Raw genomic sequence first — 23,665 nt, forward strand, 5'->3', positions numbered from 1 at the left:
AGATATGAAATCATTCATTATAAAAGCTGTAGCCCTGGGTTTAATGACCATGGGTTTATGGTCCTGTAAGAAGGACGAAACCAAAATAATTGCTACCAGTGGAAAAGGTGGCACAATAACCGCTTCAGTTGCAACCGTAGCTTTGGATAAATCCATGCTGAACAGTAATGTGATAACGCTGAACTTTTCTAACGCTGATTTTGGTTACCAGGCCGCTGTTTCAAATACTTTACAATTGGCAATAAAAGGTAAGAATTTTCAAACTACAAAAGATTTTGTTTTACCTGCCAACGTGGTATCCAAAACCTTTAACGGACTTGATTTTAACAACTTATTGCTCTCTTTAAATTTACCATTCACAGAGGCAACGGCTGTTGAAGTAAGGCTGAAATCTGTTATTTCCAATGCTGTAGCTCCTGTTTACAGTAATGTATTGACCTTAAATGCTAAACCTTTTCCTTTAACAGCATGGATATATGTACCCGGTGCTTACCAGGGATGGTCGCCGGAAACGGCTGATAGCCTGGTTTCTTTAACCGGAAATGGTATCTATACTGGAATCATTGGTTTTACTGAAGGTAATTTAGCTTTCAAAATTACTCCAGCTAAAAAATGGGACGGTGCTTACGGTGACGCAGGTACGGGAAAACTAAGTACAACTGGCGGCGATTTAAAAGCTCCTGGCGTTGGTGCTTATCTAATTGTTGCTGATTTAAATGCCAATACCATTACCTATACTAAAATAGTGTACGGAATTATTGGTGATGCTACCGCAAAAGGATGGGATGGCGACACTGATATGACCTATGCCAAAGGTGCCTGGTCGGTATCCACAAACCTTAGCGTGGGTGCAATGAAATTCAGAAAAGACCATGCATGGGAAGTGAATTATGGCGGTAGTGGCGGAAATGCCGAAGCTGGAGGAGCGGATATTAAAATTACTACAGCTGGCTCTTATACCGTTACTTTGAATACCAATACATTGAAATATACTATAGTTAAAAATTAAAATTTATAGGATAAACCCTGCAAAAATAGACTCCTTTTTTTGCAGGGTTTTTTAATGATCCATTTTTATAATTTCTGTCAATTTTAAAGTAAATAAAATGAAACCACCAGCAGCAATGAATATTGCGCCTGATAGCTTCATCACTTTTGAAAAAAAAAACATAAACCAATGAAAAAGTTATTAATTGTTTTGTTCTTCTTCCTGGTCAATACCATGGCACATGCCCAAAAATTGGAACGTATTGAGCCCATGTTTTGGTGGGTGGGCATGCACAATCCAAAATTGCAGCTCTTAGTTCATGGAGCGCATATTTCAGCCTTAACTGCCCAGGTAAATTATCCGGGGGTAAAATTGATAAAAGTGCATCAAGTTGAAAATCCAAACTACCTGTTCCTCGACCTGGAAATTGCTGCCGACGCAAAGGCAGGTAAATTTCCAATCACCTTTATGCAACAAGGTAAAAAGAAGTTACAATACGAATATGAACTTAAAAATAAAGAACAATCTACTTCCAGAATTCAGGGAGTAAGCAATAAAGACTTAATTTACCTTTTAATGCCCGACCGTTTTGCTAACGGTGACCCTAAAAATGATGTAGTTAAAGGATTACAGGAAACTAAACTTAACCGTGATTCTATGTATTACCGCCATGGTGGTGATATACAAGGGGTAATTAACCATTTAGATTACCTGAAAGAGTTAGGTGTGACCACGGTTTGGATGACACCAGAAATTGAAAATGACATGCCATTGGTCTCTTACCATGGTTATGCGGCTACAGATCATTATAAAATTGATGCCCGTTATGGCACCAATTCCTTATTTAAAAGCTATGTAGATCAAGTACATGCTAAAGGAATGAAAGTGATCAAAGATATCGTTCATAACCATATCGGTACCGGTCATTATTTGTTTAAAGACATGCCCATGAAAGATTGGGTTAACCAATGGCCTCAATATACGCAAACAAGCTACCGCGATCAACCAGTGATGGATATCCATGCTTCGGTAGCAGATAAAAAAAGAATGTTGGATGGTTGGTTTGTTCCTTCCATGCCAGATTTAAATCAACGCAATCCTTTTGTTCAAAATTACCTCACTCAAAACCATATTTGGTGGGTGGAATACGCTGGTATTGATGGCTTAAGGCTTGATACTTATCCTTACAGCGATCCAGTATACATGGCCGATTGGGCACAAAAAATAAAGGCAGAATTTCCAACCTTAGGTATTTTTGGAGAAACATTAGTTAATTCTGTAGCCAGTCAGGCTTTCTTTACAGGGGGCAACACTGTTAACAGTGGCTTTGACACCCATTTACCTGGTATTACTGATGCCGTCATAAAAGATGCCATTTATGAAGCATTGAACGGTAAATCAGGGTGGACAGATGGAATCTTTAGACTTTATGCTACCCTGGCGCAGGATTTTCTATATAAAGATGCCACTAAAAACGTCATATTTATGGATAACCATGATATGAGTCGTTTTTATTCCATGGTCAACGAAGATTTTAATAAATACAAAGCGGGTTTGACCTTGCTTTTAACGATCAGGGGAATCCCTCAGGTCTATTATGGTACTGAAATATTAATGAAAAACTATTCTAATCCTGATGGTTTAGTACGTTCAGATTTTCCAGGCGGATGGAAAGTAGATCAGTCCAATAAATTTACAGCTGCCGGACGTACGGCTTTAGAAAATGAAGCGCATTCCTATTTTAGTAAACTGGCTAATTTCCGTAAAACGAGTGAGGCCCTTCAGGCAGGAAGAATGATGCAATATGTGCCTGAAGATGGCATGTACGTGTATTTTAGATATAGTGATGCCAAACAACCTGCTCAATCGGTGATGGTGGTTGTCAATACGGAAAGTAAAGAAAAACAATTGACTACTTCCAGGTTTAGCGAGCGCATAGGCAATGCCACAACAGCGAACAATGTGATTACTGGAGTAAAATTAAATCAAATTAAAACCATAGTGGTACCAGCAAATGGAACCTTGGTGTTAGAAATAAACTAAAAAATGCAAGAACCCATAAAACATCAATCAAGCCCTGCCGTTGCCTGTATTTTTGACCTCGACGGTGTACTGGTTGACACGGCTGTTTATCATTTTCAGGCTTGGAAAAAGCTCGCCAATTCCTTGGGCTTTGATTTTACGGAAGCACAGAACGAAAACTTAAAAGGTGTAAACCGCATGCGTTCTCTTGATATGATTCTGAATTGGGGAGGCGTGGATAAATCGGCTGCAGAAAAAGAAACCTTGGCTGCTACAAAGAACGAATGGTATGTTGCCATGATCAATAAGATGACGGCAGCAGAATTATTACCGGGAACTGTGCAGTTGTTAGCAGACCTTAAAAAGGAGGGAGTGAAAATTGCCCTGGGGTCTGCAAGTAAAAATTCGGCTGTTATTTTGGAAAGAACTCAGCTCACACACTTTTTTGATGCCATTGTGGATGGTAATGTGGTCTCTGCTTCAAAACCAGATCCAGAAGTGTTTACCACGGCGGCAGCAATGCTGGGCGTCCCTGTAGCATCTTGTATTGTTTTTGAAGATGCACAAGTAGGTGTGGAAGCAGCCATCGCAGGAAAAATGAAAGTGGTAGCAGTAGGTACAGCAGCTAATTTGAAAGGAGCCAATCGTTATGTTAAAGACCTTTCGGAAATAACAGTGCAGGAAATAATGACCCTTATAAAGGGATAAGAAGAAGAAAAGATGAAACAATATATACAAGCAGAGGAATGGAATATTATTGAGGAAGGATTTGATCCTCACTTAAATAAGATTTCTGAAAGTATTTTTAGTATTGGTAATGGCAGAATGGGGCATCGGGCTAATTTTGAAGAACAATACAGTGGTGAAACCCTGCAAGGTAATTATATGGCCGGTGTTTATTACCCCGATAAAACACGTGTTGGCTGGTGGAAAAATGGCTATCCTGAGTATTTTGCCAAAGTTTTAAATGCTGCCAACTGGATTGGTCTGCATATTAGCATTGATGGCGAAGAGCTCGACCTTGGCCATGCTAAAGTGACAGACTTTAAACGTGTGCTGAACATGAAAGAAGGATACCTGGAACGAACTTTTACTGCCGAGCTCAACAGTGGTAAACAGTTGAAAATTAAGGCTAAACGTTTTTGCAGCATTGCCGATGATGAGATTGCTGCCCTGCACTACCAGGTATTACCACTTAACTTTGAGGGCACGATTAGCATTACTTCTTTTACGGATGGCGATGTAAAAAACCAGGATGCCAATTACGACGAGAAGTTTTGGGATGAAGTAAGTGCATTAACGGAAAATGAAAACACCTATTTAACTTTAAGGACAAAGAAAACGGCTTTTGAGGTCTGTACTGCCACCCAAACAACCCTGTTTAAAAATGAGGAAGCCCAATTGTTATCTTCAGCTTCGGGAGCAGCTCAGCCAAAGTATATCAGTTTAACGGGAGAAGTATTTGTTAAACAAGGCGATTGTATTGATGTTTACAAAGTTGGTGCGCATATTTCTTCCATGAATTATGATAAAAGCGAACTGCAAATGGTGAGTCGTGCCGCTTTGGATCGTGCTTCTAAAAAAGGATTCCAACAATTATTGAAAGAACAGGCCATGGCCTGGTTGGCAAAATGGGAAGAAAGTGATATCCTGATTGAGGGTGATGTTGCTGCCCAGCAAGCCATAAGGTTCAATATCTTTCAAATGAACCAAACCTATACCGGAAAAGATGCCCGTTTAAATATCGGACCAAAAGGGTTTACAGGCGAAAAATACGGCGGTTCTACTTATTGGGATACCGAAGCCTATTGTATCCCTTTCTATTTAGCCACGGCACCTGCAGAAGTTTCAAAAAACCTGTTAATTTACAGGTATAAGCACTTGCAAAAGGCTATTGAAAATGCAGAGAAGTTAGGCTTTAATAACGGTGCGGCACTGTATCCTATGGTAACCATGAATGGTGAAGAATGCCATAACGAATGGGAAATTACATTCGAAGAGATTCACCGCAATGGTGCCATTGCTTTTGCCATCTTCAACTACATCAGGTATACCGGCGATCAAAGCTATTTACAGGAATATGGTTTAGAAGTACTTATCGGTATTGCCCGCTTTTGGAGACAACGCGTCAATTGGAGTACTGATAAAAACAGTTTTGTCATGCTCGGCGTTACCGGACCTAATGAATATGAAAATAACATTAACAACAACTGGTACACCAACAAGCTTGCCGCATGGTGTTTGAAATATGCTGTGGAAGCGGCGAAAATGGTGCAACAAGCGACTCCGGAATTGTACCAGAAGATTGTTCAAAAAACTAAGCTGCAGGAAGCGGAAGAATTTTCTGACTGGATCAATATTTCCGATAAAATGTATTATCCTTATGATCAGAAAGAAGAGGTGTTTTTGCAGCAGGATGGTTATTTAGACAAAGAGCAACTATTGGTTTCTGAACTGCCAGCAGAAGCCAGGCCACTTAATCAGAAATGGAGTTGGGACAGGATTTTGCGCTCCTGCTTTATCAAGCAGGCAGATGTTTTACAGGGCATGTATTTCTTCGAGGAGGAATTTGACCTGGAAACGCTGCGTCGCAATTTTAATTTCTATGAATCCAGAACTGTTCACGAAAGTTCTTTATCGCCTTGTGTGCACAGTATTTTGGCCTCTCGTTTAAATTATGGACAAAAAGCATACGACTTTTACCTGCGTACAGCACGCCTGGATCTTGATGATTATAACAATGATACGGAAGACGGTTTACACATCACCTCCATGGCTGGTACTTGGATGAGCATTGTGGAGGGCTTTGCCGGTATGAGGGTTAGCAATAACCAACTTCAATTTAATCCTTTTGTACCACAACAATGGAAGTCGTTTTCTTTCAATATCAATTTCAGAGGTACTACCCTAAACGTCAGGATTTCGGCAGAAGAGATTAGCATCAAAAATTATGCTGCAGAACCTTTGGCAATTCAGGTTCTTGAGCAGGCTTACCTTTTCCCTCCAGGAGAGAAAACGATAAACATCAAACATGCAGATAAAGTTTATTAAACCATTAATGGTAGTCGTACTGTTAGTGCTTTGCAGTGCCATTACTACCGATGCACAAAAAAAGCATCAAAATACCAATCAAAAAGTATTAAATATGGACCAGCAAAAACTGATCATTTACCAGTTGTTACCTCGCTTGTTTGGGAACAGCAGTACGCAGAATATGGCCTACGGAACGATAGCCCAAAATGGCAGTGGTAAATTTAATGACATTACCGGTAAAGCACTCGATGGCATCAAGGAACTGGGAACCACGCATATATGGTATACCGGTGTTATTGCCCATGCCAGTCTTACGGATTACAGTGCTTTTGGCATTATGCCCGATGATGCCGATGTGGTTAAAGGTCGTGCTGGATCTCCTTATGCCATCCGCGATTATTATGATGTAGATCCTGACCTGGCGGTGGATGTGAATAACAGGATGGCCGAGTTTGAAGCACTGCTGCATAGAACGCATCAAAAGGGCATGAAAGTAATCATTGATTTTGTTCCCAATCATGTTTCCCGTGGGTATAAATCATTATCAAAACCTGCAACTGTAATAGATTTTGGTGCTCAGGATGATGTTAACAAAGCCTTTTCCCCAACAAATGATTTTTATTATGTGCCTGGAAAAGCTTTGGTGGTGCCTCCAAACATGGATACAATTACCACATCGTTAACTCATTTACAAGATCGTAAATTCCAGGAATACCCTGCTAAAGCAACAGGAAACAATGTGTTTTCTGAAAAGCCTAAAGTAGACGATTGGTATGAAACCATAAAATTGAACTATGGTGTTGATTATAGTGCCGGCGAGATGAATTATTTTTCACCTATGCCTCCTTTATGGGGTAAAATGAAGGCTATTTTAATGTTTTGGGCTGATAAAGGCGTCGATGGCTTCAGGTGCGACATGGCCGAAATGGTGCCTGTAGCGTTTTGGAATTGGGTGATCCCGGAAATCAAAAAAGTACACCCCAAAATGGTGTTCATTGGCGAAGCTTATAACCCTAAAGTCTATGAAACTTATTTCAACAAGGGAAAATTTGACTACCTCTATGATAAGGTTGGCTTGTATGATGGTTTAAAGAAACTGATTAGAAATGAGGCCAATGCAGCTGTAAATGAAATTACAAAAGCCTGGCAGGCGGAACACCAGGGATACCCAAATAAAATGCTTCGTTTTCTGGAAAACCATGATGAAGAGCGCATTGCTTCTGCTGGTTTTGCCGGCGATCCAGTACTTGCTTTACCTGCAATGGTGGTATCTGCTACATTATCTGGCGGACCTGTTATGCTTTATTTTGGTCAGGAAGTTGGAGAGCCTGCTATTGGTAAAGAAGGTTTTGGTGGAGATGATAACAGGAGTACCATTTTTGATTATTGGGGCATTCCTGAGCATCAAAAATGGATGAACAAGGGTGCCTTTGATGGGGCGCTATTGAATGCTGACCAATTTGAGCTAAGAGATTTCTATAAAAAACTAATGCATATTGCTGCAACGGCATCTGCGCTACAGCATGGAGAAATTTTTGAAATACCGCAAAGCGGCAATATGAATAACAGAATGTATGGCTATATTCGTTATACCGCCAAACAGCGTTTATTAATAGTGGTTAATTTTGATAGAGCGCTTGCGATGGATGCTAAAATTGTTATTCCCGAACAACTATTAAATGGTGTGAAAAGTGTTAAAGCTACGGCGCTGCTCGGCTCGGGCGCACTAAGCACCCAGGGAAAAGTGATAACCGTATCATTAAAACCTGTAAGTGCCCAAATTATTGAATTTTAATAGCTTCCTTAATCATTAAGTTAAAGAACCCCCAGGCTTCATAACCCTAAAAATAAATAGATGCTGATGAATAATAATAAGGTTAAGGTTTTAGTGCAAAAGCCTAGGTTGTCTACCGCACAGATATTTAATTTGAGCGCAGGCTTTTTCGGTATACAGTTTGGCTTTGCCTTGCAAAATGGTAATGCCTCAAGAATTTTGCAGACTTTTGGTGCCGACGTAGAACATCTTTCTCTTTTTTGGTTAGCAGCACCTTTAACGGGGATGATTGTTCAACCTATTATAGGTTATTATAGTGATAAAACATGGAACCGTTTTGGTCGAAGAAGGCCTTTTTTCCTGGTTGGTGCTATCCTTACTGCCATTGCACTAATGATTATGCCAAATTCAGGTACCATGGCCAGTTTTATGCCACCCATTATTATTGGTGCCGGAATGCTGATGATCATGGATGCCTCGATAAATGTGGCCATGGAGCCTTTCCGTGCCTTGGTGGCTGATAAATTGCCTGAAAGCCAACGTAGTTTTGGTTTCTCCATGCAAACTTTTCTCATTGGTGCCGGTGCTATTGCCGGGTCATGGTTACCTTATATTTTCTCCGAATATTTGGGTGTCTCTAAAGTTGCTGCGGCAGGGCAGGTGCCTGCCAATGTAATTTATTCGTTTTATGCCGGTGCAGCTATTTTAATCTTAACTATACTCTGGACGGTTGTTACCACTAAAGAATATCCGCCAGAAGAGATGGAGCTTTACCATAATGAACCTAAGGAGCCTGATGCCGGATTAATGTCTATTTTTAAAGATTTCTCTAAAATGCCTGTTGTGATGAAGCAACTGGGTTTGGTGCAGTTTTTCTCCTGGTTTGCCCTGTTTTCTATGTGGGTATTTACCACTCCTGCCATTGCACAGCATATTTATAAAGTGCTGCCTGGCGATACTTCTTCCGTTAAATTTGCGGATGCAGGGAATTGGGTGGGCGTGTTGTTCGGCGTTTACAATGGCGTTTCAGCCATCTATGCCTTACTGTTGCCCACCATTGCAAACGCGACAAGCAAAAAAATAGCACATGCTTTTTCACTACTGGCGGGTGGTGCTGGTTTACTTTCCATCTATTTTATCTCTAATCCTGATTATTTAATCTATTCGATGATTGGTGTTGGTTTAGCCTGGGGAAGTATTCTTTCCATGCCTTATGCCATTTTATCCAGCTCTATTCCTGCAAGAAAAATGGGGGTTTACATGGGTATATTTAATTTCTTTATCACGATGCCTCAAATTATTAACGGTTTTTTTGGAGGACTGATCGTGAAGAGATTCTATAATGGGGAAGCCATATACGCTATTGTTTTGGCTGGTATATTTATGATCCTTGGCGCTATTTCTGTTTTATATATCCGCGATAACAAAGAAAAAATCTAAATGAAGAAACTCTATTTTTTCCTGCTGACGCTGTCGGTGTTGGCCACGGCATGCCAAAAATCCACCTCTTTACCCGAGGTAATAACTACCCCTGTATTACCGGGGTCAATTACTGCCGAGTTACCTGCAGGGGCTAAAGAGGGGGTAGTCTATCTAAATAATGGCCGATCGGCCATCGTTACTTTATATGCACCCTCAAAAACTGCTGTTGCTTTAATTGGTGATTTTAATGATTGGCAGCCGATAATTAATCCGTTAAAAAATACGGCAGACGGTAAAAGATGGTGGGTGCAAATTGATAACCTCGATCCAAACAAAGAATATGCCTACCAATTTCTGGTAGATAATAATTTAAAAATTGCAGATCCTTATACCGAAAAAATATTGGATCCAGATCAAGACAGCTATATCGATAATGCAGTTTATCCTAATTTAATAGCTTACCCAACAGGAAAAACTACGGGTATTGTTAGCGTTATGAAGGGGGTAAAACCGGGATACACCTGGAAAAATACGGGCAATTTCAATAGGCCTGAGCAAAATAAATTAGTTATTTATGAGCTGCTGATCCGTGACTTCACCGTGGGGCATAGTTATGCTTCTGCATTGCAAAAACTGGATTACCTGGTAGAACTAGGCATCAATGCCATAGAGCTGATGCCGGTGAATGAATTTGAGGGCAATTTAAGCTGGGGATACAACCCTTCTTTTTATTTTGCCCCCGATAAATATTATGGCACTAAAACGGCATTGCAAAATTTTATCGATGAATGCCATGGTCGTGGTATTGCCGTTATTCTTGACCTGGTACTTAATCATTCTTTCGGTCAGTCGCCAATGGTACAACTTTATTTTGATAAGTCCGCTAATAAACCTGCAAGCAATAGCCCCTGGTATAATGCTGAGGCTACACATCCTTTTAATGTAGGTTATGATTTTAACCATGAAAAGGCCGAAACACAGGCTTTTGTTAAAGATGTAATTAAATTTTGGATGGAGGAGTATAAAATAGACGGTTTCCGCTTTGACCTTTCTAAAGGTATTACGCAGAAAAAATCTATTGATGATGCCGTATTCCGGGTTTATGATGCCAGTAGGGTGGCCATTTGGAAAGCATACAACAGCTATATCAAAAGTCTTGACCCCAATAATTTCTATGTTATTTTAGAGCATTTTGCCGATGTGCAAGAAGAAAAAGCACTGGCCGCTGAAGGTATGATGCTTTGGAATAACCTGAATTATACCATGAATGAGGCAACCATGGGCTGGCTGGAGAAATCAGATTTTAGTTGGGGTTTTTATACTAACCATGAGTTAAGTGTGCCACAGCATTTAGTAACGTATGGTCAAAGTCATGATGAAGAAAGAACAATGTTCAAAAACACAAGTTATGGCAATGGATCAGGTGCCTACCAAATTAAAGAGCTGGCCACAGGATTAAAAAGAGAGGAGCTTGCTGCGGCATTTTTATTCGCCATGCCCGGTCCTAAAATGATCTGGCAATTTCAGGAATTAGGTTACGATGTGTCTATTGATTTTAATGGCCGAACGGGCAACAAGCCCATCCGATGGGAATATGCACAGGATCAGCAGCGTAAAGCTTTGTTTCAGGCTTATGCAAAATTTATTAGCCTCAAAAAGAAAAACCCTGTTTTCAATGCTATAAATCCGGTTTACAATTTAGCTGGCGCCGTGAAATTTATAAAATTAAGCAATACTAATAATACGTTGGTGATAGTAGGAAACTTCGATGTGGTGAACCAAATGGCCACTGTTGATTTTGGAAGTGCGGGGACCTGGTACGAACATGGAAACAATAATCCGCTGAATTTTTCCAGCACTATTTATTCTAAAATATTGTTGCCGGGTGAATATCACATCTTTAGTAAAACTGCTTTGATTAATTAGGGAAATTTTGTCTATTTTTACTGCCCACTTATGGAACAGATAAAAACATCATTTGATTTTGAAAAACCTATTGCGGAATTAATTCAGCAAATTGAAAAGGTTAAACAGGTTGCTGATAAAACAAAAGTAGATATGTCTGCTACCTTAACGGAGTTGGAAGAAAAGCTGGTGGAAACCAGGAAATCGACTTATTCCAACTTAACGGGTTGGCAGGAAGTACAGTTATCCCGCCACCCCGAAAGACCACAGACGCTAGATTATATCAGTATGATCTGTGACGATTTTATCGAACTTCATGGCGATAGAACGGTTAAAGATGATAAAGCCATCATAGGTGGCTTTGCTACAATCAATGGACAAACGGTGATGATCATCGGTCATCAAAAAGGTAAAAATACTAAAGAGCGTCAATTTCGTAATTTCGGAATGGCGAATCCTGAAGGTTATAGAAAAGCACTTCGCTTAATGAGGCTTGCAGAAAAATTCAATAAACCAGTTATTTCTTTTATCGATACCATGGGCGCTTACCCAGGGTTAGAAGCAGAAGAACGGGGACAAGGAGAGGCTATTGCCAGAAACTTGTTGGAAATGTCTGTCCTTAAAGTGCCTATTGTTTGTTTCATTATTGGAGAAGGCGCTTCGGGTGGTGCATTGGGTATTGGTATTGGCGACAAAGTTTATATGTTGCAGCATACCTGGTATTCGGTCATCTCTCCTGAATCTTGTTCATCCATTTTATGGAGAAGCTGGGATTATAAAGAACGTGCTGCAGAATGCCTGAAATTGACTTCTACAGATATGTTTAATAATAAACTAATTGATGGTATTGTGAAAGAACCACTTGGTGGGGCGCATCAAAATCCGGAGAAAATGGCTGCTACATTAAAAGCACAAATTATTAAAGATATGCATGAGCTGGGTTTAAAGAAAACAGAAAAATTAATTACGGAAAGAATTGATAAATTTTGCGCAATGGGCGTGGTTACAGAAGACTAATTCTTTTTTTAAATAAATAAGAGCTTAAAAGGCCTGTCTCATCGATGATGAAGACAGGCCTTTTTATTGAGGTTAGGGTTTTAATTCCGCTATCGGCAACAGGTAGGTGGTAGGGTGGTAGCAGGGAGCTCATTTGGCTGCAGGGCTACCAACCCGCAACGAGGTCCCTACAAGGTGGCAACAAGGTGCCTATCAGCTATAACTTAAACTATAGGTTTTAAACCACAAAAAAGCCGCATCATTGATCAATGATACGACTTTTTTGTAAATGTATTTATAGTTTGTAATTACCCCTGTGGGAAATAAGGGCCAAACCTGGCTTCCAGTGCGCTAAACTGTGCCTGTAATTTCTTACTCAATTGTGTTTGCTTATGTAATTCAGCAGTTTGTGCCATTTGATTTAAGAATGACATCCCCAACTGTACATTTTGTCCGCCTACAAACCTATTTTTACTTGCAGAAACATCAGCAAGGTAAGTAAGTTCTTTTTGAATATAGGCAGCAGATTTTTCAATCACAGCATTCGCCCTGGCTATATCATTCAGGTTGTATAAGTTCTCTGCCATGAAATAGGCACCCATCATAGACCGCATACCATAAAACCGATCAGGCATAACCTCGAAATATCTATTTGCAACCTTTTTTGCTTCTGCCATTTTACCATCTTTAATTAAGCTGGTAATGGAAGTGTTAAAAAGGTTAGTGAAGATCGAAACATCATCTGCTGATTGTGTATCTAAATAAGAAGCTGTTTTTACATTTCCCCATATAAACTTGTTCATCAGGTTATTGTATAAAACCGGCGTATTGACAAGGTCTGCTCTGGAGGTTGCTGCTGAATCCTTTTTCAATGGCAACAAACGTAAAGCCATCCCTTCACTGTATAAATAATTATCCAGACCGTTAAATTGCTCTGAAGGTACAGTGCTTGCAAAATAAATCGGTCTTTTCCAGTTATTATGGGCAAGGATGTCAAACATAGCCAGTGTTCCTTTAGTTACATATCCTTTATTAAATTTCCATTCTATAGCAGAAGCAATTTTATCAGCATCTGCAGCAGGAACGGTACCTGTTTGAATAACCTCCTGAGGGTTTACTGTTAATTTAAAATTCTTGGTTGGTATAAAATTTTCTTTAGTACCATTCTGTAGGGGAACCTTGTCTTCATCGTTTTCTGATAAAAGGAGTTCTACGATAGTTTTCAGTTCCACAGCGCCCTCAATTTTATAATCCTGGTAATACATCACGTCCCTTACTCCCTGTACATATTGTGATGGTTTCATGGATAGTGGCAGTGGGGCAGATTCATTTTGCTTACGCCTCATGCCATCTATATACCAATCTGTGTCAAACAAGCTAAGGTTTACTAAACGTATGTCTGGTCGGATGTTTTCCACCTCCTGTGCATACCATAAGGGGTAGGTATCATTATCGCCGTAAGTAAACAGGATTGCATTAGGTGCACAAGACTCCAGGTAGTCGACGGCAATGTCATGGGGCACCATTTTTTCAGATCTGTTATGGTCATCCCAACCTTGGGTAGCCATTAAAACTGGCGCGGCTAGTAAGCAAATAACCGTTGCACCAATGGCGCCATTTACAGGGGTTATTTTTTTAAACAGCCATTCTTTTATGGCTAATACCCCGAAGCCAATCCAAATTGCAAAGGCATAAAAAGACCCTGCATAGGCATAATCCCTTTCTCTTGGCTCCAGTGGCTTTTGGTTTAAATATAATACAATGGCGAGGCCAGTGAAGAAGAAGAGCAGACCAACAATGCCAGCGTCTTTCTGGTTTCGTTTAAAGTGCCATATTGCACCAATTAATCCAATAATTAAAGGTAAAAAGAAAAACCTGTTATAAGCTTTGCTTTCAACTATGGAAGGAGGGAGGTTTGTTTGGTTACCGAGCATTAATCCGTCAATTGGTTTGATGCCACTTAACCATTGCCCCTCATACAAACTTCCTTGTCCCTGGTCGTCATTCTGGCGACCAACAAAGTTCCACATAAAGTACCTCATGTACATGTTTCCAATCTGGTATTTAAAGAGGAAATTGACATTATCAAATAAGCTAGGAAATTTTGTGTCATCTAAACCTGTCATTTCCTTGTAGAAACCAACATGGCGCTCATCGTCACTGTACATTCTTGGAAATGGCGTCAGTTTGTCGTATTCATAGTCTGTCTTTTTACCAGCTACTTCATATTTATCATCGCCTTTTCTATAGATGTTTTTACCTTCTTTTAAGCTGATTCTTTCCGAATTGTAATTCGGACCAAACAACAAGGGGCGGTCGCCATATTGCTCCCGATTTAAATAACTTAAGAAAGAGAAGGCATTGTCTGGATTACTGTTGTTTAAATTCGTTTTCGCTTTTGCCCTGATGATGATCATAGCAAAAGAGCCATAGCCAAAAATAATGAGTACAGTAGAGAGTAAAGCGAGGTTTAATATCTTTCTCTCGTGCTTTATAGAGTAACGTATGCCCCACACCAGGCCGCTGATCACCAAAATTGCAAAGGCTATTACACCAGATCCAAAGCCAAGGCCTAAAGTGTTGACGAAGAAAAGGTCAAAATATGCACCGAAGGAAACCAGGTACTGTATAATTCCATATTGAATAACGGCAAGAATCAGGATGCCTATGATGAAGGTTTTGATGATGCCCGCTGTTGTTGGTTTTTGTGTTTTCTTAAAGTAATAGACAAAGGCAATTGCTGGAATTGTTAATAAGTTTAACAGGTGAATTCCTATGGATAAGCCCATGATATAGGCAATAAACAAGAGCCATTTATCAGCACGGGGCTCGTTAGCATTTGCTTCCCATTTTAATATAGCCCAGAAAACAATGGCTGTAAACAAAGAAGATAAGGCATATACTTCGGATTCTACTGCTGAAAACCAAAAACTATCAGACCAGGTATAGGCTAAGGCACCTACCACACCAGCACCCATAACGGTAATGAGGTTGGAGGCAGATAAGTTTTCACCTTCTTTGGCAACCATTTTTTTAGCTAAGGCCGTGATGGTCCAAAACAAGAATAATATAGTTGCACCACTGGCTATTGCAGAACCTACGTTCATGAAATAGGCTATTTTAGTAACATCTCCGAAAGCAAATGCCGAGAAGAAACGTTGAATCATTAAAAATAATGGAGCACCGGGTTGATGCACTACCTGCATTTTAAATGCAGAGGCTATAAATTCACCACAATCCCAAAAACTTACTGATGGCTCTAATGTTAAAATGTAAGTTATTGTAGCGACCAGAAAGCACAGCCAGCCAGTAAGGTTATTGATTTTTGAATAATTCATTTAATTTAAATAGGATATTGGTAAGCTATTAAAATGAAGCCGAAAATAAAGAATAAGATCGGAAATTGTATAAAGATAATAGTCTTTAACAATAATTAACAGAATCGAATAAAGAATTGGCCTGTTAAATAAGGTGTTAAATAAAAAAATGAATTTTTTTTCACATTCTATTTGCAGATGTGAAAAATCTGCTTAGATTTGCATTCCGTTTAAAAGCAACCCTTTTAAGCAGAAGATTGCCCGATAGTATAAAGGTAGTACAACGGTTTTTGGTATCGTTTGTCCAGGTTCGAATCCTGGTCGGGCAACATAATAATATTCGGATTGTGAATAAACCCGCAATCCGATTTTTTTTAACCCAGCATTGATAACAATCAGTCATGCCTTTGCAATTTAACTCAGTTAAACTTTTTGCCGGAACAGGTACAAGAGATTTAGCACTAAAAATTGCCGACCACTACGGCAAACCACTTGGGCAAGCTACCTTAAGTCGGTTCAGTGATGGTGAATTTCAACCTTCTTATGATGAAACGGTAAGGGGTTGTGATGTTTTTATTATCCAGTCTACTTGCCAGCCCAACGATAATATAATGGAATTGCTGATGATGATTGATGCCGCAAAACGAGCTTCTGCGCATTACATTACTGCTGTTGTTCCTTATTATGGTTTAGCCCGCCAAGATAGGAAAGATAAACCACGTGTAGCTATAGGTGCTAAACTTATCGCTAATTTATTGCAGGCTGCGGGCATTCATCGCATCATGACCATGGATCTTCATGCCGCTCAGATACAGGCATTTTTTGATGTTCCTGTAGATCACCTGGATGCATCAGTTATTTTTGTCCCTTATATTAAAAGTTTAGGATTAAATAATTTAACCATTGCCTCGCCTGATATGGGTGGTTCTTATCGCGCACGTACCTTCGCCAAATTCTTTAATGCAGAAGTGGTGATTTGTGATAAACGTCGTAAAAGAGCCAATGAAATAGAATCAATGTCTATCATTGGTGATGTATCAGGACAGGATATTGTTTTGATTGACGATATCTGTGACACTGCAGGTACCCTATCTAAAGCTGCTGCTTTAATTATGGAGAAAGGCGCAAGAAGTGTAAGAGCTGTTTGTACCCATCCGGTACTTTCTGGCAAAGCTTATGAAACCATTGAAAACTCCATGCTTTCAGAACTTATTGTTACGGATACGATACCATTAAAACGCCACAGTGATAAAATTAGGGTGTTAAGTACAGCGCCATTATTTGCAAAAGCTATTGCAAATGTAAATGAACATGGCTCTATAAGTGAGCTTTTTAAAGTATAATAATAGATTACAATTTAAATAATTAACAATGAAAACAATCGCAATTAGCGGTTCTCTAAGAGAGAACGTAGGGAAACGCGATGCTAAAGGACTTCGCTATGATGGTAAAGCTCCTGCAGTATTGTATGGTGGTAAAGAACAAGCACACTTTGCTGTGTTAATAACTGACCTTAAGGATGCTATTTATACTCCTGAAGCAAACTTTGTTGAAATTGACCTTAACGGTAAAAAAACAAAGGCTATCATTAAAGAATTACAATTTCACCCGGTTACAGACGTGTTATTACATGTTGATTTTCTTCAGTTAGATGAAGCAAAAGAAATCGTGATGGAAATTCCTGTTAAATTAACCGGTGTATCTCCAGGTGTTAAAATGGGTGGTAAAATGGTTCAGAAATTACGTAAACTTCGTGTTAAAGCTTTACCTAAAGACATGCCTCAGGCTGTTGAAGTAAGTATTGCTAAATTAGACGTTGGTGGTTTGTTCCGCGTACGTGACCTTGCAAAAGGAGCTTATGTGGTTACTAATACTTCAGAAGATACTATCGTTTCTGTAGGTATGTCTAGAGCATTGAAACAAGCAGAACAAGAAGGTAGCAAGAAATAATTTATCTCCTTTTTAAGCTGAAAAGGCTGTGTCATTGATGAAATGATACAGCCTTTTCTTTGTTTATGCTTATATTAACACTTGGTCGACTTTCTGATTACTATTGTAGAAGGAATAATAATTTCTTCCTTTAGTAATTCTATTTTTTTCTTTCCTAACGCCTTCATTAATACAGCTGCAGCAGTTTTGCCTATTTCAAAAGCTGGCTGCGTGATTGTAGTAAGTGGCGGATTTAAAAATGCAGCAGTTTCTAAGTTAGAAAAGCTAATCACTTGTATATCACCGGGAATGTTTAATTGTAATTCCTCACATACCTGGTAAATAGGAATTGCCAACTTTTCTACAGAGGCAATAATACCATCAGCACTTCCTGGAGATTCCAATTTACTTCTCAAGTTTAAATAATCAATTTTTGATTCCTTATAGAAAGGAATGATATTGTCTTCACTCAGCGCCAGGTTATGGGCAACTAAGGCATCCTGATAGCCCCTTAATCGTTTACTGGTAATAGAGAGTATGTTTGAAAATGATAGAAACAAGATTTTTTTACAACCGTTTTTTATCAGGTGCTCTGTAGCAAGGTAAGCACTTTCATAATCATTTGTGGTGATTTGTGTCGTCTCAATTTCATCAAATGTTCTGTCGAAAAACACTAATGGTACGCCGGTTTTTAATAAGTCATCAATATGATCATGTTGTGTAGTTTCTCTTGAAACAGACATCAAAACCCCATCTACTCTGCCACTTTCAAAATCCTTTAAAATCGTTTTCTCCTTTTCAAAACTTTCATGGGTTAAATAGATGAGTACATGATAGCCATTTTTTTGCGCAATAGATTCAATACCATTTATGGCAAGGGCGAAGAAACTGTCTACCACTTCGGGAATGACTACTCCAATAGTTTTACTATTTCTACTTCCTAAACTACCGGCATAAGCGTTTGGAATATAGTTTAGCTTTTTAACCATCTCAGTGACCCTTAGTTTGGTTTCATTACTGATCTCATGGCTGTCTTTGATGGCTTTTGAGACCGTAGAAACTGAAAGCTGCAGCTCTTTAGCCAGAATTTTAATGGTGATTTTACTCATTTAATAGGTAGCCGTTTTTGCTAAACTAAGTATAAAAACATACTGTATGTATGTTATTTACGAAACCGGTTTCGTAAATAAATATACTAAATAGCTGTTAAGGAAAGAAATTAATTGCCCAACTTAGAATTACCAATGATATAAAACCTAAACGCTTACTTGAAATGGAACCTTCTTCGAATAACTTTGATCTTAAAGAAATTAATCCTTTAAAAAGTATGGATGAATGGGAAGATGAGTTGCTGAAACGCTATCCAGATCCCGCATCTATTAATACGGAAAAAGCCACCGAGGCCTTCCGTGATTATGAAAGTACTGAAAAAGATGCTGTTAGGGAATTTTACAGGCTTAATCATAAATACCAAAGCTATGACTTTGTGTTGGAAAAAAAATCAGACTACCTTCAGTTTAACAAAAAGGAAATGCCATTTTGGGATGCATTCCAATTTTTAAATGAACTGGTAGATGATTCTGACCCCGACACTGACCTTGACCAGTTCCAACACCTGCTGCAAACTTCAGAAGCTATACGTAAGGATGGACATCCGGAATGGATGGTGATGGTGGGCCTGTTACATGATATGGGTAAAGTGTTATGCCTTTTTGGAGAACCCCAATGGGCAGTGGTAGGTGATACTTTTCCTGTTGGCTGTGCATTTTCCGATAAAATAGTATATCCCGAATTTTTTAAAGATAATCCTGATTTAAACAACGAGCAATATAACACCAAGTTCGGTGTATATACACCAAATTGCGGATTGAAAAACGTGCATCTATCTTGGGGCCACGATGAATATGTTTATCAAATGGCCAAAGATTATCTTCCTGAACCTGCCTTATATATGCTTAGGTACCATTCTTTCTATTCGCAGCACCGCGAACACGCCTATGATCATTTAATGGATGCGCATGATCAGGAGATGTTTAAATGGGTAGATCTCTTTAATCCTTATGACTTGTATTCTAAAAGTCCGACTCCCCCAAACTGGAACGAATTAAAGCCATATTATGAAGAATTAGCCTTAAAATATTTCCCAAAAACCTTAAAATTTTAATCGTAAACTTTTGTCTTTGTAACAAAATTCTTAGGTAAAATCAAGAAATGCTTGACTGTACAATGCTATTTCTTCGCCTAACTATGTCTGCTAACCACTTAATACTAAATCTATCTGAAGGATGTTATGTACAATTACAGCTATTGTATCTGCGTTGCATGGAGGCTATCCATTGATGCCGGGTGTTATTATTTAATTTTTTGTTGTACAACAAGTTATTATATTTAACCATTATAAAAACCTAATGAACCAATTACAAACCGCCGATTACCTTGTTATCTTTATTTATTTCCTTGCCGTATCATCTTATGGGTATTACATTTACCATAAAAAGAAATCGGTATCCACCAGTTCAAAAGATTTTTTTCTCGCCGAAGGTTCCCTTACTTGGTGGGCTATTGGAGCCTCATTAATAGCTTCCAATATTTCAGCGGAACACTTTATCGGCATGTCAGGTTCTGGTTTTGCATTGGGATTGGCTATTTCTACTTATGAATGGATGGCAGCAGCAACGCTAATCATTGTTGCCATCTTTATTATCCCTGTATATCTTAAGAATAAAATATTCACGATGCCGCAATTCTTATCGAAACGGTATAATGATAAAGTAAGTACCATCATGGCCATATTTTGGTTATTGGTCTATGTATTTGTGAATCTAACGTCGATCATCTATCTCGGGGCACTTGCTATTTCAGCCATTTCTCCGATAAGTTTTGAATGGAGTATTGTTGGGCTAATTATTTTTTCTATGATTGTAACCTTAGGCGGAATGAAGGTAATTGGTTATACTGATGTGATACAAGTTGTTGTGTTAATTATTGGGGGTTTAGTTACCACTTATCTGGCATTGACTTTATTGTCGCAGGAGTATGGCTTTGGTAAAGATATTTTTAAAGGTCTCTCTGTTTTGCGTAAAGAAGCACCGAGTCATTTTCACATGATATTTGACTCTTCAAATAAATATTATAAGGAATTGCCAGGCCTTTCTGTGTTATTTGGGGGGATGTTGATTAATAATCTTGCCTATTGGGGTTGCAATCAATATATAGTACAACGTGCATTAGGTGCAGATCTGAAAACTGCTCGTAATGGAATTTTATTTGCTGCATTTCTAAAACTATTGGTGCCAATAATAGCCGTATTACCAGGCATTGTGATGTATGTATTGCATAATAAAGGTTTGTTTCAACAAGAGATGTCGGATGCCTCAGGAGCTATTAAACCAGATCATGCCTATCCAACATTAATGAATCTATTGCCTGCCGGATTAAAGGGTATTGCATTTGCGGCACTAACTGCAGCCATCGTTGCCTCCCTGGCGGGTAAAGCAAACAGTATTTCAACTATTTTCTCCCTTGATATTTATAAGAAATATTTTAATAAAACTGCATCTGAAAGAAAGATGGTTCTGGTAGGCAGATGGGCTGTTGTGATCGCGATGGTTATTGCAGGAGTTGTAACGCCAGCATTAAAATCCCTTGATCAGGCCTACCAGTTTATTCAGGAATATGTAGGGTTCATTTCTCCTGGGGTCTTGGCCATATTTTTACTTGGCTTTTTCTGGAAACGTACCACTGCAGCAGCGGCAATGGCTGGAGCCCTTTTAACGATTCCAATTTCAACGATATTGAAATTTTTACCCCTGTGGACTGGAGGACGTTTTCCAGATTATCCTTTTTTAGATAGGATGAGTATCACCTTTGTTTTAATTGTAGCAACTATGGCGGCCATAACCTTAATCAATCCACAGAAAGAGAATGAGGTTCACGTGATTGAAATAGATAAATCAATGTTTCGGGTTTCAACTGGTTTTGCCTTTGGCTCCATCCTGATTATGGGAATACTGGTGGCCTTGTATACCGTTTTTTGGTAATCTCTTGTCAACGATACGGTCTGTTTCTCTTTTAAACCTTTACATTTGCAGCCAACTATAAATATTCAAATAAAAGACATGAAATACCTGATCGTGGGTTTAGGCAATATTGGGCCTGAATATGCACATACCAGACATAATATTGGTTTTGATATTGCGGATGAGCTGGTTAAAGAACTCGGTGGCACTTTTTCTTTCCTCCGCCTGGCTTATTATGCTGAACTTAATTATAAGGGAAGAAAACTGCATGTAATTAAACCTACCACCTACATGAATTTAAGCGGTAGGGCTGTTAATTATTGGATGCAGGAATTAAAAATTCCGCTAGAGAATATCCTGGTATTGGTTGATGACCTTGCCTTACCCTTCGGTAAATTAAGATTGAAATTAAAGGGCAGCAGCGCCGGACATAACGGATTGAAAAGTATTGAAGAAATGTGCGGCGGACAAAACTACCCGCGATTAAGGTTTGGCATTGATGAAAACTTTTCTAAAGGCAGGCAAATTGATTATGTTTTGGCTCCTTTTGATAAGGATGAGCAGCCTGAGTTACCAGCTTTAATTGATAAAAGTGTTAGTTTGATTCAGAGCCTGGTTACCATTGGTTCATCGTTAACTATGACTTCCTTCAACAAATAGTTTGATTTTTTTGTAGAGGACTTCCATCTCGAAGGGTTTGCTTAAAATATCATCAGCACCTGCATCAATGGCGGTTTTCTTATCTTCTTCCATTACTGCCGCAGAGAAAGTGATGATCGGGATATTTTCTTTGCCAGGTGCATAACCTTTTCTGATTAATTTAATGGCATCCAGCCCATTCATTATCGGCATGAAAGTATCCATTAAGATCAGGTTGTAATCGTTTTTACTTAACAAATCAATTGCTTCCTGGCCATTCTCGGCTAGTTCAATCTCTATATTCCAGTTTTTTAAGATCTTTGCAATCAGGAATTGGTTAATCGTATTGTCTTCGGCAACCAATATTTTTACCTGCTCAAAGGGTAGAAATTCAACTGGGGTAACTGGAGGAATTATTTTTTCGCTTTCAACTTCTTCATACCAATTGATAAAGGAAAAAGTACTGCCTTTATTTTCTTCACTGCTGACTTCCAATATTCCACCTTTAAGTTTTGCAAGGTTTTTAACAATGGAAAGCCCAAGTCCGGTTCCTCCAAATTTGATAGTGGTCTGTTCGTCTGCCTGTTCAAAAATCTCAAATACCTTGTCAATGTTTTCTTTAGCTATACCAATACCAGTGTCGATTATCGAAAATCTGATTTGGATGGTATTCCCTTTCCTGTTTATAACCTTAACTTTTAAAGTTACCGAGCCTGAAGTTGTAAATTTTATAGCATTTGCAATTAGGTTCATCAGTATCTGATTTAATCGCAAAGAATCTGCCATTACCAATTCTGGTAAATCCTTATCCAATTCAAAAATTAAATTCAAGCCCTTTTCTCTAGCTCTAATTTTCAATAAGTTGATGATCGATTGACAATTTTTAGCCAAATTAATTTTCGTTCTGCTAATTTTGAATTTTCCAGCTTCTATTTTTGAAAGGTCTAAAATGTCATTTATTACCCCCAGAAGAGATTGCGAGGAGATCTCTAATAATTTAATCATTTCCTGCTGTTCGGCTGTTAACACAGTATTGTTCAGTAAAGTAGCAATACCAATGATACCGTTTATAGGCGTACGGATTTCGTGACTCATGTTAGCAAGGAAGTTTTCTTTAATTCTTTTACCTTGTTCAGCAAGCTCTTTGGCTTCAATCAGCTCTTTCTGGAAGGCTTCTAATTCCCGATTCTGTTTCTTGAGCGCACGTTGGTTGCGCACAAACTGAATAAAAGAATCTACTTTTGCATAAGTAACAAATGGGTTTAGAGGTTTATACAAATAATCTACGGCACCAGTATTCAGCCCTTTAACGGCATATTTGGTGTCCATGGAAATAGCTGTTACAAAAATGATCAGTATATCTTTTGTACGTGGATTGTTTTTTAATATTTCTACGAGCTCAAAGCCATCCATTCCGGGCATTTGCACATCAACAAGTGCAATAGCTATATCCGATTCCCAGCATAAACGCAGGGCTTCATTAGGTAGAGTTGTACTAATGATATTGAGGTTATTACGTCCTAAAAGAGCTTCTAACGCAACAATGTTTTCTTCTCGGTCGTCAACAATTAGCAGGTTAATCTTTTCCGTGTTATTTTGTGTCATTTCTGTTATTGATATT

Annotated in this window: 16 protein-coding genes and 1 tRNA gene; 14 read left to right on the forward strand and 3 right to left on the reverse strand. The window is 38.8% G+C overall.

Annotated elements, in window-relative coordinates; translation table 11 throughout:
• Nucleotides 1-4 precede the first annotated feature (4 nt).
• The 8 genes from AAKU52_RS00235 (at nucleotide 5) to AAKU52_RS00270 (ending at nucleotide 12,161) form a co-directional block, all read left to right on the forward strand.
• Nucleotides 5-1,009 (forward strand): SusE domain-containing protein, encoded by a 1,005-nt coding sequence (locus tag AAKU52_RS00235; protein WP_354328982.1) that lies wholly within the window; start codon nucleotides 5-7, stop codon nucleotides 1,007-1,009.
• A gap of 168 nt (nucleotides 1,010-1,177) precedes the next feature.
• Nucleotides 1,178-3,031: a glycoside hydrolase family 13 protein gene (locus AAKU52_RS00240; protein WP_354328984.1), complete on the forward strand. Its 1,854-nt coding sequence runs from the start codon at nucleotides 1,178-1,180 to the stop codon at nucleotides 3,029-3,031.
• A gap of 3 nt (nucleotides 3,032-3,034) precedes the next feature.
• Nucleotides 3,035-3,718, forward strand: coding sequence for a beta-phosphoglucomutase (gene pgmB / locus AAKU52_RS00245; RefSeq protein WP_354328985.1), 684 nt, complete (start codon nucleotides 3,035-3,037; stop codon nucleotides 3,716-3,718).
• A 12-nt stretch (nucleotides 3,719-3,730) separates the two neighbouring features.
• Nucleotides 3,731-6,061, forward strand: coding sequence for a glycoside hydrolase family 65 protein (locus AAKU52_RS00250; RefSeq protein WP_354328987.1), 2,331 nt, complete (start codon nucleotides 3,731-3,733; stop codon nucleotides 6,059-6,061).
• The gene (locus tag AAKU52_RS00255) at nucleotides 6,042-7,838 is read left to right on the forward strand and encodes an alpha-amylase family protein (RefSeq protein ID WP_354328989.1); all 1,797 of its coding nucleotides are present in this window, start codon (nucleotides 6,042-6,044) and stop codon (nucleotides 7,836-7,838) included. The genes AAKU52_RS00250 and AAKU52_RS00255 overlap by 20 nt, the downstream gene beginning before the upstream one ends.
• Before the next feature lie 66 nt (nucleotides 7,839-7,904).
• Nucleotides 7,905-9,257 (forward strand): MFS transporter, encoded by a 1,353-nt coding sequence (locus AAKU52_RS00260; protein WP_354328991.1) that lies wholly within the window; start codon nucleotides 7,905-7,907, stop codon nucleotides 9,255-9,257.
• Complete coding sequence (locus tag AAKU52_RS00265) at nucleotides 9,258-11,165, forward strand: alpha-amylase family glycosyl hydrolase (protein WP_354328993.1); 1,908 nt, start codon at nucleotides 9,258-9,260, stop codon at nucleotides 11,163-11,165. It begins immediately after the preceding gene.
• A 30-nt stretch (nucleotides 11,166-11,195) separates the two neighbouring features.
• Nucleotides 11,196-12,161: an acetyl-CoA carboxylase carboxyltransferase subunit alpha gene (locus AAKU52_RS00270; protein WP_354328995.1), complete on the forward strand. Its 966-nt coding sequence runs from the start codon at nucleotides 11,196-11,198 to the stop codon at nucleotides 12,159-12,161.
• Between the two features lie 287 nt (nucleotides 12,162-12,448).
• Here AAKU52_RS00270 and AAKU52_RS00275 read toward each other — a convergent pair whose 3' ends face one another.
• Entirely contained in the window at nucleotides 12,449-15,478 is a 3,030-nt protein-coding gene (locus AAKU52_RS00275) for a protein O-mannosyl-transferase family (protein WP_354328997.1), read from the reverse strand.
• 237 nt (nucleotides 15,479-15,715) lie between these two features.
• Between AAKU52_RS00275 and AAKU52_RS00280 the strand changes: the two genes are divergently transcribed.
• From AAKU52_RS00280 to AAKU52_RS00290, 3 genes are all read left to right on the forward strand, one after another.
• Nucleotides 15,716-15,786 (forward strand) — tRNA-Gln (locus tag AAKU52_RS00280).
• A 72-nt stretch (nucleotides 15,787-15,858) separates the two neighbouring features.
• Nucleotides 15,859-16,800, forward strand: a complete 942-nt coding sequence (locus AAKU52_RS00285) for a ribose-phosphate pyrophosphokinase (RefSeq protein ID WP_354328999.1) — start codon at nucleotides 15,859-15,861, stop codon at nucleotides 16,798-16,800.
• A gap of 28 nt (nucleotides 16,801-16,828) precedes the next feature.
• Complete coding sequence (locus AAKU52_RS00290) at nucleotides 16,829-17,407, forward strand: 50S ribosomal protein L25/general stress protein Ctc (RefSeq protein WP_354329001.1); 579 nt, start codon at nucleotides 16,829-16,831, stop codon at nucleotides 17,405-17,407.
• Nucleotides 17,408-17,481: 74 nt separating this feature from the next.
• Here the strand turns inward: AAKU52_RS00290 and AAKU52_RS00295 are convergent, their stop codons facing one another.
• Nucleotides 17,482-18,495 (reverse strand): LacI family DNA-binding transcriptional regulator, encoded by a 1,014-nt coding sequence (locus AAKU52_RS00295; RefSeq protein ID WP_354329003.1) that lies wholly within the window; start codon nucleotides 18,493-18,495, stop codon nucleotides 17,482-17,484.
• Nucleotides 18,496-18,659: 164 nt separating this feature from the next.
• Here AAKU52_RS00295 and AAKU52_RS00300 point away from each other — a divergent pair, with 164 nt between their 5' ends.
• From AAKU52_RS00300 to pth, 3 genes are all read left to right on the forward strand, one after another.
• On the forward strand, nucleotides 18,660-19,550 hold the full coding sequence (locus AAKU52_RS00300; RefSeq protein ID WP_354329005.1) for an inositol oxygenase family protein: 891 nt from the start codon (nucleotides 18,660-18,662) through the stop codon (nucleotides 19,548-19,550).
• Between the two features lie 244 nt (nucleotides 19,551-19,794).
• The gene (locus tag AAKU52_RS00305; RefSeq protein ID WP_354329007.1) at nucleotides 19,795-21,426 is read left to right on the forward strand and encodes a sodium:solute symporter family transporter; all 1,632 of its coding nucleotides are present in this window, start codon (nucleotides 19,795-19,797) and stop codon (nucleotides 21,424-21,426) included.
• A 78-nt stretch (nucleotides 21,427-21,504) separates the two neighbouring features.
• Entirely contained in the window at nucleotides 21,505-22,065 is a 561-nt protein-coding gene (gene pth, locus AAKU52_RS00310; protein ID WP_354329009.1) for an aminoacyl-tRNA hydrolase, read from the forward strand.
• Here pth and AAKU52_RS00315 read toward each other — a convergent pair.
• Nucleotides 22,039-23,649, reverse strand: a complete 1,611-nt coding sequence (locus tag AAKU52_RS00315) for a hybrid sensor histidine kinase/response regulator (RefSeq protein WP_354329011.1) — start codon at nucleotides 23,647-23,649, stop codon at nucleotides 22,039-22,041. The two genes, pth and AAKU52_RS00315, sit on opposite strands and share 27 nt — an antisense overlap.
• Nucleotides 23,650-23,665 lie beyond the last annotated feature (16 nt).

The sequence above is a fragment of the Pedobacter sp. CG_S7 genome (assembly GCF_040544395.1).
Taxonomy (GTDB): domain Bacteria; phylum Bacteroidota; class Bacteroidia; order Sphingobacteriales; family Sphingobacteriaceae; genus Pedobacter.

Coding starts and splice junctions, on each gene's coding strand:
- AAKU52_RS00250 (WP_354328987.1), top strand. CDS start 3,731: ATGAAACAATATATACAAGCAGAGGAATGGAATATTATTGAGGAAGGA.
- AAKU52_RS00300 (WP_354329005.1), top strand. CDS start 18,660: ATGGAACCTTCTTCGAATAACTTTGATCTTAAAGAAATTAATCCTTTA.
- pgmB (WP_354328985.1), top strand. CDS start 3,035: ATGCAAGAACCCATAAAACATCAATCAAGCCCTGCCGTTGCCTGTATT.
- AAKU52_RS00255 (WP_354328989.1), top strand. CDS start 6,042: ATGCAGATAAAGTTTATTAAACCATTAATGGTAGTCGTACTGTTAGTG.
- AAKU52_RS00285 (WP_354328999.1), top strand. CDS start 15,859: ATGCCTTTGCAATTTAACTCAGTTAAACTTTTTGCCGGAACAGGTACA.
- AAKU52_RS00305 (WP_354329007.1), top strand. CDS start 19,795: ATGAACCAATTACAAACCGCCGATTACCTTGTTATCTTTATTTATTTC.
- AAKU52_RS00235 (WP_354328982.1), top strand. CDS start 5: ATGAAATCATTCATTATAAAAGCTGTAGCCCTGGGTTTAATGACCATG.
- AAKU52_RS00270 (WP_354328995.1), top strand. CDS start 11,196: ATGGAACAGATAAAAACATCATTTGATTTTGAAAAACCTATTGCGGAA.
- AAKU52_RS00295 (WP_354329003.1), bottom strand. CDS start 18,495: ATGAGTAAAATCACCATTAAAATTCTGGCTAAAGAGCTGCAGCTTTCA.
- AAKU52_RS00275 (WP_354328997.1), bottom strand. CDS start 15,478: ATGAATTATTCAAAAATCAATAACCTTACTGGCTGGCTGTGCTTTCTG.
- AAKU52_RS00290 (WP_354329001.1), top strand. CDS start 16,829: ATGAAAACAATCGCAATTAGCGGTTCTCTAAGAGAGAACGTAGGGAAA.
- AAKU52_RS00265 (WP_354328993.1), top strand. CDS start 9,258: ATGAAGAAACTCTATTTTTTCCTGCTGACGCTGTCGGTGTTGGCCACG.
- AAKU52_RS00260 (WP_354328991.1), top strand. CDS start 7,905: ATGAATAATAATAAGGTTAAGGTTTTAGTGCAAAAGCCTAGGTTGTCT.
- AAKU52_RS00315 (WP_354329011.1), bottom strand. CDS start 23,649: ATGACACAAAATAACACGGAAAAGATTAACCTGCTAATTGTTGACGAC.
- pth (WP_354329009.1), top strand. CDS start 21,505: ATGAAATACCTGATCGTGGGTTTAGGCAATATTGGGCCTGAATATGCA.
- AAKU52_RS00240 (WP_354328984.1), top strand. CDS start 1,178: ATGAAAAAGTTATTAATTGTTTTGTTCTTCTTCCTGGTCAATACCATG.